General features: G+C 56.7%; 17 protein-coding genes. 3 read left to right on the top strand and 14 right to left on the bottom strand.

All coding sequences use genetic code 11. The features are described 5' to 3' along the window. The first annotated feature begins 3 nt into the window (after positions 1-3). On the top strand, positions 4-381 hold the full coding sequence (gene apaG, locus F3I21_RS14885) for a Co2+/Mg2+ efflux protein ApaG (RefSeq protein ID WP_150059235.1): 378 nt from the start codon (positions 4-6) through the stop codon (positions 379-381). Positions 382-433: 52 nt separating this feature from the next. Beyond that, positions 434-1,303 (top strand): bis(5'-nucleosyl)-tetraphosphatase (symmetrical) ApaH, encoded by an 870-nt coding sequence (gene apaH / locus F3I21_RS14880; RefSeq protein ID WP_058759644.1) that lies wholly within the window; start codon positions 434-436, stop codon positions 1,301-1,303. Positions 1,304-1,479: 176 nt separating this feature from the next. Here the strand turns inward: apaH and folA are convergent, their stop codons facing one another. From folA to ribF, 10 genes are all read right to left on the bottom strand, one after another. Further along, positions 1,480-1,962 (bottom strand): type 3 dihydrofolate reductase, encoded by a 483-nt coding sequence (gene folA / locus F3I21_RS14875; RefSeq protein ID WP_031279709.1) that lies wholly within the window; start codon positions 1,960-1,962, stop codon positions 1,480-1,482. A 288-nt stretch (positions 1,963-2,250) separates the two neighbouring features. Further along, a complete protein-coding gene (locus F3I21_RS14870) occupies positions 2,251-3,393 on the bottom strand; it encodes a porin (protein ID WP_058774843.1) in 1,143 nt (380 codons plus the stop codon). 235 nt (positions 3,394-3,628) lie between these two features. Then, on the bottom strand, positions 3,629-6,853 hold the full coding sequence (carB, locus tag F3I21_RS14865; RefSeq protein WP_021507592.1) for a carbamoyl-phosphate synthase large subunit: 3,225 nt from the start codon (positions 6,851-6,853) through the stop codon (positions 3,629-3,631). 13 nt (positions 6,854-6,866) lie between these two features. Then, a complete protein-coding gene (gene carA, locus F3I21_RS14860; RefSeq protein ID WP_031279710.1) occupies positions 6,867-8,015 on the bottom strand; it encodes a glutamine-hydrolyzing carbamoyl-phosphate synthase small subunit in 1,149 nt (382 codons plus the stop codon). 470 nt (positions 8,016-8,485) lie between these two features. Then, entirely contained in the window at positions 8,486-9,301 is an 816-nt protein-coding gene (dapB, locus tag F3I21_RS14855) for a 4-hydroxy-tetrahydrodipicolinate reductase (RefSeq protein ID WP_150059234.1), read from the bottom strand. Between the two features lie 223 nt (positions 9,302-9,524). Continuing rightward, positions 9,525-10,478 (bottom strand): 4-hydroxy-3-methylbut-2-enyl diphosphate reductase, encoded by a 954-nt coding sequence (ispH, locus tag F3I21_RS14850; protein WP_021507596.1) that lies wholly within the window; start codon positions 10,476-10,478, stop codon positions 9,525-9,527. Continuing rightward, complete coding sequence (gene fkpB / locus F3I21_RS14845; RefSeq protein WP_021507597.1) at positions 10,459-10,929, bottom strand: FKBP-type peptidyl-prolyl cis-trans isomerase; 471 nt, start codon at positions 10,927-10,929, stop codon at positions 10,459-10,461. The genes ispH and fkpB overlap by 20 nt, the downstream gene beginning before the upstream one ends. Positions 10,930-10,938: 9 nt before the next feature. Further along, complete coding sequence (lspA, locus tag F3I21_RS14840) at positions 10,939-11,439, bottom strand: signal peptidase II (protein ID WP_021507598.1); 501 nt, start codon at positions 11,437-11,439, stop codon at positions 10,939-10,941. Further along, the gene (gene ileS, locus F3I21_RS14835; RefSeq protein WP_088516070.1) at positions 11,439-14,258 is read right to left on the bottom strand and encodes an isoleucine--tRNA ligase; all 2,820 of its coding nucleotides are present in this window, start codon (positions 14,256-14,258) and stop codon (positions 11,439-11,441) included. The genes lspA and ileS overlap by 1 nt, the downstream gene beginning before the upstream one ends. A gap of 27 nt (positions 14,259-14,285) precedes the next feature. Continuing rightward, positions 14,286-15,224 carry a bifunctional riboflavin kinase/FAD synthetase gene (ribF, locus tag F3I21_RS14830; RefSeq protein ID WP_150059233.1) on the bottom strand — a complete coding sequence of 313 codons (939 nt, stop codon included), beginning with the start codon at positions 15,222-15,224 and terminating at the stop codon, positions 14,286-14,288. A 319-nt stretch (positions 15,225-15,543) separates the two neighbouring features. Here ribF and rpsT point away from each other — a divergent pair, with 319 nt between their 5' ends. Then, complete coding sequence (rpsT, locus tag F3I21_RS14820; protein ID WP_013507813.1) at positions 15,544-15,807, top strand: 30S ribosomal protein S20; 264 nt, start codon at positions 15,544-15,546, stop codon at positions 15,805-15,807. 64 nt (positions 15,808-15,871) lie between these two features. On the opposite strand, the gene nhaR is transcribed toward rpsT, so the two are convergent. The 4 genes from nhaR to F3I21_RS14800 all read right to left on the bottom strand — a co-directional run bounded on the left by nhaR (position 15,872) and on the right by F3I21_RS14800 (position 19,434). Further along, positions 15,872-16,774 carry a transcriptional activator NhaR gene (nhaR, locus tag F3I21_RS14815; protein WP_150059232.1) on the bottom strand — a complete coding sequence of 301 codons (903 nt, stop codon included), beginning with the start codon at positions 16,772-16,774 and terminating at the stop codon, positions 15,872-15,874. Positions 16,775-16,803: 29 nt separating this feature from the next. Further along, positions 16,804-17,982: a Na+/H+ antiporter NhaA gene (gene nhaA, locus F3I21_RS14810; protein WP_031279712.1), complete on the bottom strand. Its 1,179-nt coding sequence runs from the start codon at positions 17,980-17,982 to the stop codon at positions 16,804-16,806. A gap of 190 nt (positions 17,983-18,172) precedes the next feature. Further along, entirely contained in the window at positions 18,173-18,316 is a 144-nt protein-coding gene (locus F3I21_RS14805; RefSeq protein ID WP_164861030.1) for a hypothetical protein, read from the bottom strand. A 251-nt stretch (positions 18,317-18,567) separates the two neighbouring features. After that, complete coding sequence (locus F3I21_RS14800) at positions 18,568-19,434, bottom strand: helix-turn-helix domain-containing protein (protein WP_058780419.1); 867 nt, start codon at positions 19,432-19,434, stop codon at positions 18,568-18,570. Between the last annotated feature and the right edge of the window lie 178 nt (positions 19,435-19,612).

Raw genomic sequence — 19,612 nt, 5'->3', positions numbered from 1 at the left:
TGCATGAGTGAACTGGCCCGCGTTTGTGTTCAGGTACTGAGTCAGTATGTGGAATCGCAATCCTCTCCCGATGAGGATCGCTACGTGTTCGCCTACACCATCACTATTCGTAATCTCGGGCGCAACAGCGTGCAGCTGCGCAGCCGCTACTGGCTGATCACCAATGGCAACGGGCGCGAGACCGAAGTGCAGGGTGAAGGCGTGGTCGGTGAGCAGCCGCATATCGCGCCCGGCAATGAGTTTCAGTACACCAGCGGTGCGGTTCTGGAAACGCCGATGGGCACCATGCAGGGACACTATGTGATGATCGACGAAGAGGGCGAGACCTTCCACGTGGAGATTCCGGTGTTCCGCCTCGCGGTGCAAACCTACATTCACTAATTCCTCCTCCGCCCGGCCAGTCCGGGCGGCGCGTTTTCATCGGACTGACTTAATGAGTACATACCTGATTGGCGATATTCACGGCTGTTATGACGAATTACGTGCGCTGCTGGCGCAGGTCAATTTTGATGCGCAGCAGGACGAGCTATGGCTGACCGGCGACCTGGTGGCGCGCGGTCCGGGTTCGCTTGAGGTACTGCGCTACGTCAGGTCGCTCGGAGACTGTGTGCGCATGGTGCTGGGCAACCATGACCTGCATTTGCTGGCAGTGTATGCCGGTATCAGCCGTAACAAGCCCAAGGATCGCCTGACGCCCCTGCTGGAAGCGGACGATGCCGACGAGCTGATTAACTGGCTGCGGCGCCAGCCGCTGCTGCAGGTAGATGAAGAGAAAAAGCTGCTGATGGCGCATGCTGGCATTACGCCGCAGTGGGATCTGGAGACGGCACAGCAGTGCGCGCGCGAAGTTGAGGCGGTCTTATCCAGCGACAGCTATCCGCTGTTTCTCGATGCCATGTATGGCGACATGCCGAACAACTGGACACCGGAACTGAGCGGACTGGCGCGCCTGCGTTTTAGCACCAATGCGCTGACGCGCATGCGCTTCTGTTTCCCCAATGGTCAGCTCGATATGATCTGCAAAGAGGCACCCGCCTCAGCGCCGCCGCCGCTGAAACCGTGGTTCCAGGTGCCCGGCAAAATCAGCAGCGATTATACGCAAATCTTTGGTCACTGGGCTTCGCTGGAAGGAAAAGGCACGCCAGAGCATGTGATCGGGCTCGACACCGGCTGCTGCTGGGGCGGAACGCTGACCCTGCTGCACTGGGAGAGCGGCCAGTATTACACCCAGGTCTCGAACCGTGATCAGGCCATGGCGGAAAGCGCGGTGAATGCACCCTCCCCCCTGAGCGATATGCAGTAAACAAAAAGCCCCGCGATGTTAGCGGGGCTTTTTTTGGGTCACCATAAATGGCGACCCTACAACGACCATCTGTACCGTGACAGCCATCAGCCTGATATTGCACGGGTTTATCGCGTCAAAAACAGCGATTGATCCCTGCCTTTACAGGCTGCGCATTCATGCGCAGCAGGCCACTCTCAACGGCGGCGATCCAGAATCTCAAAGCAGTAACTGTGCGAATTCTGCGCATCGGCATCGTGGAACTCACTGAACGTCGACTGCCACTCGTCCGGCTCGTAATCCGGGAACTGGGTGTCGCCTTCCACTTCCGCATCGATATGCGTCAGATAGAGACGATCGGCGCGCGCCAGCATCTGCGCATAAATCCGGCCACCACCAATCACCATGATCTCTTCTGCCTCACCCGCTGCGGCAATTGCCTCTTCCGGAGACGTTACCCAGGTCACGCCGTCATGGTTGCCGGGCTGGCTGCTGACCACAATATTCAGGCGTCCCGGTAACGGGCGACCAATCGATTCAAAGGTCAGACGGCCCATAATCACCGGTTTGTTCAGCGTGTTGCGCTTGAACCACGCGAGGTCGGCAGGCAGGTGCCATGGCATGGCGTTTTCCATGCCAATAATACGATCTGCTGCCAGTGCCGCGATCAAACTAATCATGTTAAAAGACCTACAGGAAAAAAATTGGCGCAATGATACGTAAAGGTGAAACTTTCGTCGATAGGACGACCGTGCTATTTACGTAAAGCCCGCTTGGCTCGGCGTTTTGTCTGAGCGACAGAGTTTTACTCCGGCTTTGCGGCCGTTAGCGGAAAGAGCCGCCAGAATTCGCGGTGAAGGCGCTACAACTCAGGGTGATGCTCCACGCTGACCGCGCGCTGTGTAAAGAAAAGCGCACTGTGCCCGCCCCAAAAAAAACAGCTCCCGCAGGAGCCGTTGATTTACGCATCAGAAATCGTAGCGCAGGCGCACCAGATTAACGTTGCCCAGAGATTTATCGGTACTGGAGGTGATCACGTACTCGTAGTCGACGCGGAAACCGTAGTCGAGCTGCGCGCTGACGCCCACGCCGTTATCGATACGCTTGTAGTTACGTCCGTTGACGAACTCCAGGCGATCGCCCATGAAGTAAGGCTGGATGCTCTTCACAGCATACTGGCCGATCGGGAATTTATAACCGGCGAAGTATTCAACACCCCACGCATCATCCGCGAAGTAGTTGTTAACGGTGTTGCGTTTAGTTGGCGAGAAGTTCTCATACCAGCCCGCACCGGCGGACAGCGTCCAGTTGTCCGGCGTCCAGCTCAGCGCGGTGCCGTAGATATTCTGGTCGTAACGCTTGCTGTCACCATTGCCCGGATTGCGGATATCCGCGCGGGTGTAGTTCCACGCGGTGCCCCACGCCAGATCTTTGGTGATGTGATAGTTCACACCCAGCGAACCGCCGCCCTTGCGCTTGTAGCGCAGGCCGTTGCCCGGCAGATAGTCGTCATCTTCAAACAGATAAGCGGCATAGACATCCGCATCGCCAAAGGTGTTTTTATACTTCAGCATCTTGCGCGAGCGGTAAGATCCGTCGTAGTCACCGTTGATGCCGTTACCCGGTGCCTGGGCCAGCATATCGTAGTCCCAGATATCGGTTTTAGCGCCGACGACATCGTAATAAACGCTGTTCTGCTGGCCAAAATAGAGCTCGCCAAGCGATGCGCTTTTGAAACCGGTATACAGCTGGCGACGCGTGGTGTTATGGGCGCCGTCCGCATAGTGGTTATCCCAGCCCCACCAGGCAGGGAAGTTAACGCCCAGCTCGTAGTAACCCACCCAGCTGACATCGTCAAACAGGTAGTAGTTGGCGCTGAAGCGGAAACGTGAACCGCCGTCGTAGCCGTTACGCTTATACGATTTATCGTTAACCCCGTTCTGATGCAGATACTGCGGACGAATACTGCCGCCCACTTTGAAATCGAGACGGCTAAGCGGATCGCCGGCCTGCGGATCCTGCTTCAGCAGGGTGATTTCCGCCTGACTGGCGAGAGGTGCAGCAACAAGTAACGCAGCCACTGCGCTGAGAGTGAAAGCACGCATTTTCATTTTTATATCCCGTAAAGGTGAGCGCTCTATGATTGAGCAGCGGAATAGTACGGTGCGCTTAGCGGAGAGGTATTTATAATTTTGTGCGGATACGCCTGAATGTAACTGGTTTCGCATCAACTGATAAAAATTATGTCAAATCAATAGATTTGTAACGTATAACCTTATGCAGCACAGGCAAAACAGGCCAAAAAAAACGGCCCGCGCGGGGCCGTTTAGTCACAGAGCAGGCGGTTTAGCCTTTAATCTGCGCGTGCATTTCCTGCACCGAAATCACTTTTTCGGTCGGATCCGCATTCAGCGCCATCGCGGTAGCAAAACCACCGTTCAGCGTGGTGTCGTAATGTACTTTGTACTGCAGCGCGCTGCGGCGAATCAGTTTCGAATCCTCAATCGCCTGGCGTCCTGCGGTGGTGTTGACGATGTAGGTGTACTCACCGTTCTTCAGGCGATCCTGAATGTGCGGACGCCCTTCGTGCACCTTGTTCACCAGGCGCGGATTGATGCCGGCTTCACCCAGCACCACGGCGGTACCGTGCGTCGCATCCAGCTCGAAGCCAAACTTCTGCAGCTTCGCGGCCAGGTCAACAATACGTTTCTTGTCGCCTTCACGCACTGACAGCAGCGCACGCCCCTGCTTCTTCATATTGCTCTGCGCGCCCAGCATGGCTTTGCTGAATGCTTCTGCGAAAGTGCGGCCCACGCCCATCACTTCACCGGTCGAACGCATTTCCGGACCAAGAATCGGGTCCACACCCGGGAATTTGTTGAACGGCAGCACCACTTCTTTTACCGAGTAGTACGGCGGAATCACCTCTTCGGTCACGCCCTGTTCAGCCAGGGTTTTGCCAGCCATCACGCGTGCAGCCACTTTCGCCAGCGGCACGCCGGTGGCTTTGGAGACAAACGGCACGGTACGCGCGGCACGTGGGTTCACCTCAATCAGGTAAACTTCGTTGTCCTTGACCGCAAACTGCACGTTCATCAGGCCACGTACGTTGAGTTCAAAGGCCAGCTTTTCCACCTGCTGGCGCATCACGTTCTGAATCTCAGTGCTCAGGGTGTACGCCGGCAGCGAACAGGCCGAGTCACCGGAGTGCACGCCCGCCTGCTCAATGTGTTCCATGATGCCGCCAATCAGCACGCGTTCGCCGTCGCAAATCGCATCGACGTCCACTTCCACCGCGTCATCGAGGAAACGATCCAGCAGCACTGGCGCATCGTTGGACACGGACACCGCAGTCTGGAAGTAGCGCTTAAGATCCACTTCGTCATAGACGATTTCCATCGCCCGGCCGCCCAGCACGTAGGAAGGACGCACCACCAGCGGATAGCCAATCCCTGCGGCTTTCTCTACCGCCTGTTCCAGCGTCGCCACCGTGGCGTTAGCCGGCTGTTTCAGTTTCAGGCGATCCACCGCCTGCTGGAAACGCTCACGGTCTTCCGCGCGGTCAATGGCATCCGGGCTGGTACCAATCACCGGCACGCCAGCCGCTTCCAGCGCGCGCGCCAGCTTCAGCGGCGTCTGACCACCGTACTGCACGATAACGCCTTTTGGCTGCTCGATGCGCACGATCTCCAGCACGTCTTCCAGCGTTACCGGCTCGAAGTAGAGACGGTCTGAGGTGTCGTAATCGGTTGACACGGTTTCCGGGTTACAGTTGACCATAATGGTTTCGTAACCGTCTTCACGCAGCGCCAGCGCCGCATGCACGCAGCAGTAATCGAACTCAATGCCCTGACCGATACGGTTTGGCCCGCCGCCCAGAATCATGATCTTGTCGCGATCCTGATTAGGATTGGCTTCGCACTCTTCTTCATAGGTGGAGTACATGTAGGCGGTGTCCGTGGCGAACTCTGCCGCACAGGTATCCACGCGCTTGTAAACCGGATGCAGGTTGAACTGATGACGCAGCTTGCGGATTTCACTTTCCGCCACACCGGCCAGCGTTGCCAGACGCACATCGGCAAAGCCTTTACGCTTCAGCGCACGCAGGAAATCTGCGCTCAGCGAGTTTACACCTTCGCGCGCCACCTGCTCTTCCAGGCGCACCAGTTCTTCAATCTGCACCAGGAACCAGCGGTCAACGTTGGTCAGGTTGAACACGCCGTCCACTGACATGCCGGCACGGAACGCATCAGCGATATACCAGATGCGGTCAGAACCGGCATCTTTCAGCTCGCGGCGGATACGGGTCAGGGCTTCGCCATCATCCAGATCCACTTTCGGGTCGAAACCGCTGGCGCCCACTTCCAGACCGCGCAGCGCTTTCTGCATCGACTCCTGGAACGTGCGGCCAATCGCCATCACTTCACCAACCGACTTCATCTGCGTGGTCAGACGGTCATTGGCACCGGCAAACTTCTCGAAGTTGAAGCGGGGAATCTTGGTGACGACGTAATCGATGGACGGTTCGAACGAGGCCGGCGTACGGCCACCGGTGATGTCGTTCATCAGTTCATCGAGGGTAAAGCCCACCGCCAGCTTGGCCGCGACTTTGGCAATCGGGAAGCCGGTCGCTTTCGAGGCCAGCGCTGAGGAGCGCGACACGCGCGGGTTCATCTCAATGACGATCAGGCGGCCATCTTTCGGGTTAACCGAGAACTGCACGTTGGAACCGCCGGTTTCGACACCGATTTCACGCAGTACCGCCAGCGAGGCGTTACGCATGATTTGATACTCTTTATCCGTCAGCGTTTGGGCTGGCGCCACGGTGATGGAGTCACCGGTGTGAATCCCCATGGCATCAAAGTTTTCGATCGAGCAGACGATGATGCAGTTGTCGTTTTTATCACGCACCACTTCCATCTCGTACTCTTTCCAGCCAATCAGCGACTCATCAATCAGCAGCTCATTGGTTGGCGACAGATCGAGGCCGCGCTCGCAAATCTCTTCAAACTCTTCGCGGTTGTAAGCGATACCGCCACCGGTGCCGCCCATGGTAAACGACGGACGAATGATGCACGGGAAACCGACCTCCTCCGCTACCGCCAGCGCTTCTTCCATGGTGTGCGCGATACCGGAACGTGCGGTATCCAGGCCGATGCTCTTCATCGCCACGTCGAAGCGGCGACGGTCTTCAGCTTTATCAATCGCATCGGCGGTGGCACCAATCATGGTCACGCCAAACTCGGCCAGCACACCCTGGCGCTCCAGCTCCAGCGCACAGTTCAGCGCGGTCTGGCCACCCATGGTCGGCAGCACCGCATCCGGGCGCTCTTTTTCAATGATTTTACGCACCACTTCCCAGTGGATAGGCTCGATGTAGGTCGCATCCGCCATTTCCGGGTCAGTCATGATGGTGGCCGGGTTAGAGTTCACCAGAATGACGCGGTAACCCTCTTCACGCAGCGCTTTACACGCCTGCGCACCTGAATAGTCGAATTCACATGCCTGGCCAATCACAATCGGGCCAGCGCCAAGGATCAGGATAGATTTTATGTCAGTACGTTTTGGCATCGTGGGCTCCTGATTACTTCGCGTTAGAACGGTAAGCTTCGATCAGTTCGATAAAGTGATCGAACAGCGGCGCCGCATCGTGCGGGCCTGGGCTGGCTTCCGGATGTCCCTGGAAGCTGAACGCCGGTTTGTCGGTGCGGTGAATGCCCTGTACGGTCTGGTCAAACAGGGAAACATGGGTCACACGCAGGTTAGCCGGCAGGTTGGTTTCATCGACGGCAAAACCGTGGTTCTGCGCGGTGATCATCACGGTGTTGTTATCAAGATCTTTCACCGGATGGTTGCCACCGTGATGGCCAAGCTTCATCTTCACGGTTTTCGCACCGCTGGCCAGCGCCAGCAGTTGATGGCCAAGACAGATACCAAACACCGGAATGTCGGTTTTCAGGAAAGCCTGAATCGCGCTGATGGCGTAGTCGCACGGCTCCGGGTCGCCAGGGCCATTCGACAGGAAAATCCCGTCCGGATTCAGCGCCAGCACCTCATCAGCCGGCGTTTGCGCCGGGACAACCGTCAGGCGACAGCCGCGATCCACCAGCATGCGCAGAATGTTGCGCTTGGCGCCGTAGTCATAAGCCACCACGTGGAACGGCAGCGCGTCAGCGCTTTGCTGCTCGGGCAGGCCGCCTTTCAGCGCCCAGCTCCCCTGCTGCCACGCGTAGGTTTCCGCCGTGGTCACTTCTTTCGCCAGGTCCATGCCTTTCAGGCCCGGGAACGCCTGGGCTTTCTGCAGCGCCAGCGCCGCATCCGGACTGTCGCCGGCGATGATGCAGCCGTTCAGCGCCCCTTTCTCACGCAGCAGGCGCGTCAGTTTGCGCGTATCGATATCGGCGATACCGACAATATTGTTGCGCTGCAAATAGGCTGACAGGCTCTCTTCGCTGCGGAAGTTGCTGGTAATCAGCGGCAGATCGCGGATGACGAGGCCCTGAGCATGGATTTGACTGGATTCTTCATCGGCGGCATTGGCACCAACGTTGCCGATATGAGGATAAGTGAGGGTGACGATCTGGCGGGAATAGGAAGGATCAGTGAGGATTTCTTGATAACCGGTCATTGACGTATTGAAAACGACCTCCCCCACTGCCGATCCCGTTGCCCCGATGGCCCGACCGTGGAATTGGGTTCCGTCTTCCAGAACCAAGAGCGCTGACTTAATCAAAACATCCTCCAGGGAATAAACAGTCACAATATCTGCATATTAATTCAAAATGATGCGCTGAATCAATGCAAAAACCGCCTGACCGCTCGATTTTTGGCAAATTGCGCGCATTCTAATGATCGACCTGGTGATTGTCTACCCTGAGCGGTTATTTTTTTGTATATTTCGGGCTACTGAATGTTAAAAGTGAAGCAAGGCGACAAAATAGTGAGAGATCTCCGATAAATAATCGGTTGCCTGACGCAATTAATGGCAAAACACCGGCTGACTGCGTAAATTTTTGACCAAATGGTCAAAAAAAGCCACTCGCCATGAAAAAACGCGCAGATAAGTCACAAAAACAACCATCATAAACAAAAATAACAATCAGACTACCATTTTACAGACAAAATAAAGGGCAATGAAAACATTGCCCTGTTCAATCAATATCTTACCGATTGAAATAACCACATCACGATGGTTCACAACACTCACAACATCGATAAATCCAGCACATCACGCATATCATAAAGGCCAGATTTCTTATCTTTTAACCACGCAGCAGCCTTAACGGCCCCGTTGGCGAAGGTCATACGGCTGGAAGCCTTGTGCGTAATCTCTACGCGCTCGCCGATATCCGCAAACATCGCGGTGTGCTCACCGACAATATCGCCCGCGCGCACGGTGGCAAAGCCGATGGTTTGCGCCTTGCGCTCGCCGGTATGGCCTTCGCGAACGTAAACCGCGTGCTCATCCAGCTTCCAGTGCATGGCGTCGGCAATCGCCTCTCCCATCGCCAGCGCCGTGCCTGATGGCGCATCCACTTTATGGCGGTGATGCGCTTCCACAATCTCAATATCCGCATAGTCGCCCATCACTTTTGCCGCCTGCTGTAACAGGTTAAGCACCAGATTGACGCCTACGCTGAAGTTCGCGGCAAATACGATGCCAATCTCTTCAGCTGCTTCACGGATGGCTGCCTTACCGGCTTCATCAAAACCGGTGGTGCCAATCACCATCGCTTTTTGATGCTGACGGCAGAACGCCAGATATTCCAGCGTGCCTTCCGGACGGGTGAAATCGATCAGCACATCGAAATCATTCACCACCTGCCGCAGATCGTCGGTCACCCGTACGCCGGTTTTGCCGATTCCCGCCAGTTCACCGGCATCCGCCCCCAGCAGCGAGGAACCGCTGCGCGCCAGCGCCGCGCCTAACACCACGCCTTCCGCCTGCTGTGCGGCCTGAATCAGATTGCGTCCCATGCGACCCGGCGCACCAACAATAGCAATGCGGATTTCACTCATATTTATTCATTCCTGATACAAAACTATGCATGCAAAGCGTAAACAGGTTAACGGTCAGATAACAGTCACGCCACAATAATAACGGGATAATAAGAATTTTAGGCCAGCCGCGATAGATTATCAGTAAAAGCAATCCCGCCCGCTGGAAGTCACGGCTGAGGTGATAAAGGATAAAGAAAAGGCCGAACATTGTCGGCCTGTTTCTGTCAGCAAATTGAAGTGCTTACTGCACGTTGCGTACGTCGACGCGCAGCTCTTTCGGCACTTCAAACACGATATTCTCTTCACGGCCAATCAGCTCAATCGCCGCTTCGCCGCCCAGCTCACGCAGGCGCTGAATCACCTGCTGCACCAGAATATCCGGAGCCGAAGCGCCGGCGGTAACGCCGATACACTGCACGCCTTTGACCCACTCTTCCTGAATATCATCCGCAGAATCAATCAGCTTCGCCAGCTTGCCGGCACGCTGCGCCAGCTCCGCCAGACGATTCGAGTTGGAGGAGTTTTTCGAGCCGACCACCAGAACCACCTCCGCATCCTGCGCCAGCACGCGCACCGCTTCCTGGCGGTTGGTGGTGGCGTAGCAGATATCATCCTTACGCGGTCCAATGATTGCCGGGAAGCGCTGACGCAGCGCATCGATCACGTCCGAGGTATCATCCACCGACAGCGTGGTCTGCGTCATAAAGCACAGGTTGTTTTCATCTTTTACCTGCAGCTTAAACACATCCTCAGGCGACTCCACCAGATACATACCGCCGTTCGGGTTGCTGTACTGGCCCATGGTGCCTTCCACTTCCGGATGGCCGGCGTGGCCGATGAGGATCGCTTCCACGCCTTTACGGCTGGCACGCGCCACTTCCATATGCACCTTGGTCACCAGCGGACAGGTGGCGTCAAACAGCATAGTGAGGCTGCGCGCTTTCGCTTCGGCCCGCACGGCCTGGGAAACGCCATGTGCCGAGAAAATCAGGATGGCGTTATCCGGTACTTCACTGATCTCTTCAATGAAGATCGCACCGCGCTCGCGCAGGCTGCTGACCACGTAGCGGTTATGCACCACTTCATGACGCACGTAGATTGGCGCGCCATACATCTCCAGCGCCCGCTCGACAATGCTGATGGCGCGGTCGACGCCTGCACAGAAACCGCGTGGGTTAGCTAACAGGATTTGCATCGCTGGCCTCCAGCACCGGATCGATCTCCAGCACTTCTATCTCGAATTTAATGCGCTGACCCGCCAGCGGATGGTTGAAATCGACGGTAATCGAGTCACCGGAAATTTCACGAATCACGCCCGGCATTTCGCTGCCGCCCATGCCGCTGAACAGCATGATGGCACCGACTTCCGGCTCGCCCGCGTCGATGAAATCACGGCGCGAGAAGTACTGGATCAGATCCGGGCTGGCAGCGCCAAAGGCGTCTTCCGGCTCGAGCGTAAAGGCGTGCTGATCGCCCACTTTACGCCCGACCAACTCCTGCTCCAGCGCCGCCGACAGGCTGCCATCTCCCAGACGGAACAGCGCAGGCTTGCCGTTGGCGCGCGTGGATTCAGCCGTCGAGCCATCCTCCAGCTTCAGTGTAAAATGCACCAGCAGCGCGCTGTCGCGCTGAACGATGTCTGTCATCTGTTACCCTTATTTATTCGTGACCTGTTTGCCTTTCGGGCTGAGAAAGCCCTCCAGCACCACCAGCGCCGCACCGATGCAGATTCCGCAGTCGGCAATGTTAAAGGTGGCGAAGTGCCAGTCACCGACATAGAAGTCGATAAAGTCGACCACAAAGCCGTGCCAGGCACGATCAAACAGGTTACCCAGCGCCCCGCCGATAATCAGCGCGTAGGCAATGTTGGTTAATTTATTGCTGGCGCGATTGCGATACATCATCACCAGCAGCGACACCACAATGGCGATGGCGATACCGGCAAAGAACCAGCGCTGCCAGCCGCCTTTGTCTGCCAGGAAGCTGAACGCCGCGCCATAGTTGTGCGCGTAGAACAGGTTCAGGAACGGCATCAGCGGCTGAGTTTCATGCAGCATCATGTTGTTCATGACCCACTGCTTGCTGGCAAAATCGACCACGATCACCACCAGCACCAGCCATACCCAGCGCAGTCCGGTTGAGCACAGTTTACTCATCAGGCAAATTTCCGCACTTCACCGTTTCCGGCTACGTTGGTGTAGCAACGTCCACACACCGCAGCATGCTCCGGATTCTGGCCGACGTCAGTAGTGTAATGCCAGCAGCGCGGGCATTTCTCGCCTTCTGCTTTATGCAGCGCGATTTTCAGACCTTTTAACAGTTCGCTCTGCTGCGCTTCGTCGCTGGCCGTCACGTAATCCGCCACGGTCGCGCCCGAGGTCAGCAGCACGAAACGCAGCTCATCGCCCAGCGCCTGCAGCTTCGCCGCCAGTTCCGGATCGGCGTACAGCGTGACGGTGGCTTCGAGTGCGCCGCCGATGCGCTTGTCGCTGCGCGCCTGCTCGATCACCTTGTTCACTTCACCGCGCACTTTCAGCAGTTCTGCCCAGTACGCATCGTTCAGCGCTTCATCCTGCGCCAGACCAAACAGGCCCTGATACCACTCTTCGGTGAACACGTACTGTGGACGCTCGCCAGGCAGATAGCCCCAGATCTCATCCGCGGTGAACGACATGATCGGCGCCATCCAGCGCACCAGCGCTTCAGCGATATGCCACAGCGCGGTCTGGCAGCTGCGACGCGCCAGGCTGTCGCCCTTCGCGGTGTACTGACGATCTTTGATCACGTCGAGATAGAACGAGCCCATCTCGATGGAGCAGAAGTGCATCAGACGCTGCACCACTTCGTGGAAATCGTAGTTCTCGTACGACTGCACAATATCCTGCTGTGCCGCCAGCGCACGGCCGACAGCCCAGCGATCCACTACCACCATCTCTTCCGGACTGACGCAGTCGGTCGCCGGGTTGAAGCCTGCAAGGTTCGCCAGCAGGAAGCGCGCGGTGTTACGGATACGGCGATAGCTGTCGGCAGCCCGTTTCAGGATTTCGTCAGATACCGCCATCTCACCGGAGTAGTCGGTTGAGGCCACCCACAGACGCAGAATATCCGCGCCCAGCTTGTCCATCACATCCTGCGGTGCCACGGTGTTGCCGATTGATTTCGACATTTTGCGGCCCTGACCGTCGACGGTGAAGCCGTGGGTCAGTACCTGACGGTAAGGCGCTTTGCCTTTCATCGCCGTGGAGATCATCAGCGACGACATGAACCAGCCGCGATGCTGATCCGAGCCTTCCAGATACATATCCGGTGCGTGCCCGTCAAATTCCGGACGCGCATCCACCACCGAGAAGCTGGTCGATCCGGAGTCAAACCAGACGTCGAGGGTATCCGGCACTTTGACGTAGTGATCGGCGTCATCGCCCATCAGATCGCGCGGATCGAGATCCCACCACGCCTGGATACCGTCCTGCTCGACGCGCTGCGCCACTTTCTCCATCAGCTCCAGCGTATCCGGGTGCAGCTGCTCGCTCTCTTTATGGACGAACAGCGCCATCGGCACGCCCCAGGTGCGCTGACGCGAGATGCACCAGTCCGGACGGTTAGCGACCATCGCTTCGATACGCGCCTGGCCCCAGTCCGGGATCCACTGCACGCCTTTGATCTCTTTCAGCGACTGCGCACGCAGGCCTTTCTGATCCATGCTGATAAACCACTGCGGCGTAGCACGGAAGATGATTGGCGTTTTATGACGCCAGCAGTGCGGATAGCTGTGCAGCAGTTTTTCCACGTGCAGCAGCGCGCCTTTCTCCTGCAGCAGCGCAACGATCATGTCGTTGGCTTTAAATACGTTAACGCCATCCAGGGTTGGATAGGTGCCCGGCAGATACGCGCCGTCCGGTCCGACCGGGTTAGCGGTTTCGATGCCGTACTTCTGGCCGATCACATAGTCATCCGGACCGTGGCCTGGCGCGGTGTGCACCGCACCGGTACCGGCGTCCAGCGTGACGTGCTCGCCCAGCACCACTTTCGACTGGATCTGCTCAAGGAACGGATGCTGGAACAGCTGCAGCTCCAGCGCGGCGCCTTTGCATTCGCCCAGCACCTGCCACTCGCTGATGCCCGCGCGTTTCAGCACCGATTCCACCAGATCTTTCGCGAGGATCAGACTGCGGCCGGCAATCTGCACCAGCTGGTAGTCGAACTCCGGATGCAGCGAGATGGCGCGGTTTGCCGGCATGGTCCACGGCGTGGTGGTCCAGATAACCAGTGAAACCGGGCCTTCTGACGCCGCAACGCCAAACTTCGCGCGTACCGCATCGGCATCCAGCGCGTTAAACATCACGTCGATAGAAGGTGAGGTTTTGTCGTAATACTCCACTTCCGCTTCCGCCAGCGCGGAACGGCAGTCCATGCACCAGTGCACCGGCTTAGCGCCTTTGTGCAGATGGCCATTACCGATGATCTTGCCCAGCGCGCGAATGATGTTGGCTTCGGTCTGGAAATTCATGGTCAGATAAGGACGATCCCAGTCGCCGAGCACGCCAAGGCGGATGAAGTCCTTCTTCTGGCCTTCAACCTGCTCCGCCGCGTAGTTGCGGCAGGCTGCGCGGAATTCAGCTGCGCTGACTTTCTCGCCCGGCTTGCCAATCATCTGCTCAACTTTGTGCTCAATCGGTAAGCCGTGGCAGTCCCAGCCGGGAACATACGGCGAGTCAAAGCCCGCCATGCCTTTCGACTTAACGATAATATCTTTCAGAATCTTGTTAACTGAGTGACCAATATGAATGCTGCCGTTCGCATACGGAGGGCCATCATGCAGGATAAAGGTTTTTTTCCCTTTTTTGGCTGCGCGGATGATGCCGTACAGGTTGTCATCATACCAACGTTGCAGCATTCCCGGTTCGCGTTTGGCCAGATCGCCACGCATCGGGAACCCCGTTTCCGGCAAATTCAGGGTAGATTTATAGTCACTCATCAGATTCTCGGTTCCGTATTTCGGTCATTAAACCGGTGTTTTTAGCCCAAAAAATTGGCGGGCCGTCACCACATCTTTCGCAATTTGTTCTTTCAGCGCGTCCAGCGAAGCGAAACGCTGTTCGTCGCGAATCTTCTGCTTCAGCACCACCTCAATGTGGCGCCCATAAAGATTCATATGTGTGTCGAGCAGGTGAACTTCAAGCTGCTGACGCAGACCTTTTACCGTCGGGCGCGTACCAATGTTTGCCACGCCGGGAATCGGCTGCTCGCCCAGCCCCAGCACTTCAACCGCAAAGACACCTTTTACCGGCGTCACGGTGCGACGAAGCGGGAGATTGGCGGTCGGGAAACCAATGGTGCGTCCCAGTGCATCACCGTGCACCACGCGGCCAGAAATACTGAACGGATGACCGAGCAGCAGCTGCGCCTGAGCAAAATCGTCCTGCGCCAGCGCCTGACGTACCGCCGTACTGCTGATACGTTTGCCGCCATCACAATAGGTCTGGGTGCTGATGACCTCAAAGCCATACTCCGCACCGGCTTTCTGTAATAACAGGAAATCCCCCTGGCGACCAGCGCCAAAGCGGAAATCATCCCCCACTGCGAGGAATTTCACATTGAGCTTGTCGACCAGCAGTTCGCTGATAAAGCTTTGTGCTGAGTGTGCCGCAAAACGGCGATCGAAGCGCACGCACACCACGGCATCAACGCCCGCCAGTGCGAGGTATTTGAGCTTTTCACGCAGACGCGTCAGGCGCGCCGGCGCTTTGTCGCCGGCAAACAGCTCCAGCGGCTGTGGCTCAAACAGCATCACCACCACCGGCAGGTTGCGTTTACGTCCTTCGGCAATTAACTCCGCCATCAGCGCCTGGTGGCCGCGATGCACGCCGTCAAAATTACCAATGGTCAGGACGCAGCCGCGATGCTGCTCTTTCAGATTGTAAATACCGCGGATAAACTTCATGGCTGACTCAAACCGGTGGAAATCGGCGGATTATACCCTTGAATAGCGTTCAGGTTAACCCGTCTGCGTGCCTTTCCTGCGCCTGATTCAGCGTCAGGCGCCCGCTGGCTGGCGGCTCCGGCCCCATCACAACAATTTTGTTGCGAAATACTGTATTCAGCGCGGTGTTGCTGGTAGAATCTTGCGCCATCAATTACGTAAGCGGGTGTCGTGGTTAAAACGACGCTTTATTGCACAAATCCATTGACAAAAGAAGGCGCAAAAGGCATAGTCCTCGGCCTTTGATTTGTCCATATAGAACACATTTGGGAGTTGGACCTTGGCTAATATCAAATCAGCTAAGAAACGCGCCGTAACATCTGAGAAACGTCGCAAGCATAACGCGAGCAATCGTTCTATGATGCGTACTTTCATCAAGAAAGTATACGCGGCTATCGCAACCGGCGACAAAGCTGCTGCGCAGAACGCATTCAACGAAATGCAACCAATCGTGGACCGTCAGGCTGCTAAAGGTCTGATCCACAAAAACAAAGCTGCACGTCATAAAGCAAACCTGACTGCTCAGATCAACAAACTGGCTTAATCGCCGTCTGTTTATCGCTTTGTTAAAAGAACCGGCGCTTCGCCGGTTTTTTTATGCCTGCGATTTATGCCTGCGATCTGTGGCTGAACAGCGCGCTGAAGTCGCGATGGCAAATGCGCTGCACCGCCGGATGCTGAATCATGCGCCCGGCAAAAATAACGTGATACTCCTCCATCACCGTCTCCAGCCTGCCGATCTCGCGCACGCTATCGTCACGATAGACATCATCCCCGTACAGCGTCGGTGCGACAAAGATCGCATTATTCTGCGCGCCAAACGCCTTCATCAGCGCCGCATCATCAAATTCACCGAGAATCTCAACCTGTAACCCCTGGCTGTGGATCCAGTTCAGCAGCTTGTGCCCCAGCATCGAACGCCGGCCGGGCAGCAGCAGGCGCCGCTGCTCCAGACAGGCCGGAAACGGCAGCTCAGGCAGTGGCGCATTACACCAGAAGCTAACCGGACATTCGCCGAGCTTGACCGAAAACAGCCCGGCCTGCTGGGTTGAATCTATCGGGCAGTCGGAGAGGATCATATCCAGCTTGTGCTGGCTGAGCTGCTCCAGCAGCATTTCATGCGTGGATTCAAAGCAGCGCAGCTGAATTTTCTCGCCGGCCATCACCACCGTTTCCAGCACCTTGCTCACCAGCTGTTTTGACAGCGCATCCGCCACGCCAACATCAAACAGCAGATGCGACTCCTTGCGGTAGTTAACGATATCAAGCATTTCCTGGCTGAGCATAAACATGCGATCGGCATAGCGGAACACCAGCTGCCCCAGCTCGGTGGGCACCAGGCCGCGCCCCTGACGGCGAAACAGCACGCCATTCAGCTGCTCTTCCAGCGCTTTGATCTGGCCGGTTACGGTCTGCGGCGTGAGGCACAGCACTTCAGCGGCGCGCACCACCGAACCGGTTTTGCACACCTGCCAGAAGTAGTAGAGATGATTAAAATTGAGCTGATTCATACCATAAAGGAGGCTTGCGCCTCTCCTTATTAGCGCAGTTTGATGCGCAGCAGCGTGTAACCTATCACCGCCGACAGCAGCGAACCGCTAAGAATGCCCAGCTTCGAGAACGTCACCAGCTGTTCATGCGCGGCGTCAAACGCCAGCGAACTGATGAAGATCGACATGGTAAAGCCGATACCGCACAGCACGCCGATGGCCATAATGTCGCGAATGGTGGTGCTGCCAGGCAACGCCGCCAGCCGCAGCTTCACCGCCAGCCAGCAGAACAGCGTGATACCTAACGGTTTACCAATCAGCAGACCGAGGATAATGCCAAGCGGCTCCGGCGACAGCACATCGCCAAAGGTGATGCCGCTGAGCGAGATGCCGGCGTTGGCGAACGCGAACAGCGGCAGGATCAGCCAGTTCACCCACGGCATCAGGCCGTGCGCCAGGTGCTCAGCCGGTGAGTGTCCCTCTTTCTCCTCCAGCGGCACAAAGAAGCCCACCACCACGCCCGCCAGCGTGGCATGCACGCCGGACTTCAGTACCGCAGTCCACAGCACCACGCCCACCAGCATATACACCGCGATGTTGCGCACCCCGCAGCGATTGAGGATCGCCAGCAGCACGATGGCGCCGCCCGCCACGCTCAGCGACAGCACTGACAGATCGCTGGTATAGAACAGCGCAATAATCACGATGGCACCGAGGTCATCAATGATCGCCAGCGCCATCAGGAACACTTTCAGCGCCGCCGGTACCCGGCTGCCGAGCAGCGCCAGCACACCGAGCGCAAAGGCGATATCGGTGGCCGTGGGAATTGCCCAGCCGTTGCGGGCAACCTCGTTATCATGATTGAACAGCAGGAAAATGAGCGCCGGCGCAACCATGCCGCCCAGCGCTGCAATCACCGGGAAGATCGCGCGATCGCGGCTGGCCAGCTCGCCGCTGATCAGTTCGCGCTTCACTTCGAGGCCAATCAGCAGAAAGAACAGCGCCATCAGCGCATCGTTAATCCACAGCAGCAGGTTTTTGCTGATATCCAGCGCGCCGAAGCGAATCTGTACCGGCTCCGCCAGCAGGTTTTGATAGCCTTGCGCGGTGGCGGCATTATTGGCCAGCACCATCGCCGCCACCGCCGCCAGAATCAGCACCATGCCGTTGCTGGCGTCACTTTCGATAAAGCTTTTCAGCAAGCTTCGAATACTACGGGGTTTGTTCACAACTCCTCCTGAGCAGAGACATTTGGTGGAGAAGTTTAGCCGCTGTAACACCTCGTTAAAAGCAGCTTATGTCTCGTTTATTGCTCGGGATTTTCGAGTTATTCGCCAGGCCGGGCGTATTGCAGCGGAGGGAGAGGCTGAAAGCGGACGGACGCAATACGGCGCTGGTCACTAAGCAGGTAGCGCGCCGTCAGGCCTGGTGGTTAGTGCAGGTCAGCAGCGTCACGTCATCCGTACGCTGCTGTGGCAGCGCATTATCGCCGGCAATCTCATGCTGGGCGCAGTGAGGCTGATGCGGATGCAGACCGCCTGGCGGTGAGAAAGGCTCAGCCATCTGGGCACTTGCCAGCGCGGAAAACGCCACAAGCGCTGTTGAAAGTAACAACGGTAATAGTCGCATAATTTTTTGTCTTTTCACTATAACGGTCCGGAATGGACCAGGCATGCAGGTGATGATCCAGCCTGAGAAGTGGCAAACAGTGTTTTCCACGGTCAGTCAGGTTTCAGTGAAGGATTTTACGCCACTCAGGCACAGGAATTTATAAAATCGTGCGGTTTATCACAGTTTACCGCACGATTTATGCATTATCCGACTTTAACCGGAATGTAAAAGGTGCCCTGCAGCAGATCCGGCGTGCTGTAGCGGAGATCGAGCTTAATCAGATCCTTGCCCGGCCGCCGCGCCACGCCGAGCGCAGGCAGATGGTTGTAGTACACCTCTGCGGTGAACGCATTGATCTCTTCCGGCGCGCCGTGCCAGTCAATCTCCGCATACAGTCCGCTTTCACCGGTCCAGTTCTGTACATTGCCGGTCAGCACGTCGGCGTACTGGCTCTCCAGCGCCTGGAACAGACTGATATGCTGCTGATCGCTGGAGTTGACGCCCGGACTGAACTGAAAACCGAGCCAGCCACGCTGCACGTGCTGGCCGGCGAAGGCGATGAAATCACGCGTATGCTGCGCCACCACGTGATTGTGGTGGTCAATGTATTCGCCGAAGCGGCACTCCCACTCGATCACTTCTCCACACAACTTCAGCTCCGGCTTCTCTGCCAGGCGCGCACTCACCCACTGCCGCTGGGTGGAGATGCGGCTGTGGAAGTCTTTCATCTGCATCTCAGGAATGCGGCGATAAGCGCCTGGCGTCATGGCGAAGTGGCTTTTAAACACCCGGGTAAAGTTTTGCTGATTATCAAAGCCAAACCGCACGGCGATATCAATTAGCGGCATGCTGGTCAGGCGCAGCGCCATGGCAGAGAGCGTCAGACGACGTTTGCGCGTGTACGAGGCCAGCGTCTGGCCGGTCATCTCTTTGAACATGCGCTGCATGTGCCACTTGGAGTAACCGGATTTCAGGGTAATCAGATCGATGTTGAGCTCGTCGGTCAGATTGGCCTCGATCCAGTCCACCAGATCGTTGATGTACTGTTTTTTCAGATTCAGGCTGAGCATTTTTTTTAATTGAATGGGTTGGGAAAGGCGGTGCTTTTGCGTAATCCGTCACATAAATATAACAAAATCGTATGGATAACGTAAGGAAGAGTAAAGACAGCGAGACGCGAAAAGCATTAATTGCTTAGGTAACTAACCTTTTATCGTCTTAACGGCATCGCATGATTGAGCAGTGATT

This window comes from Pantoea sp. B_9, from assembly GCF_008632015.1.
Classification (GTDB): Bacteria; Pseudomonadota; Gammaproteobacteria; order Enterobacterales; family Enterobacteriaceae; genus Pantoea; species Pantoea dispersa.
This window is presented reverse-complemented; position numbering and strand designations above follow the sequence as displayed.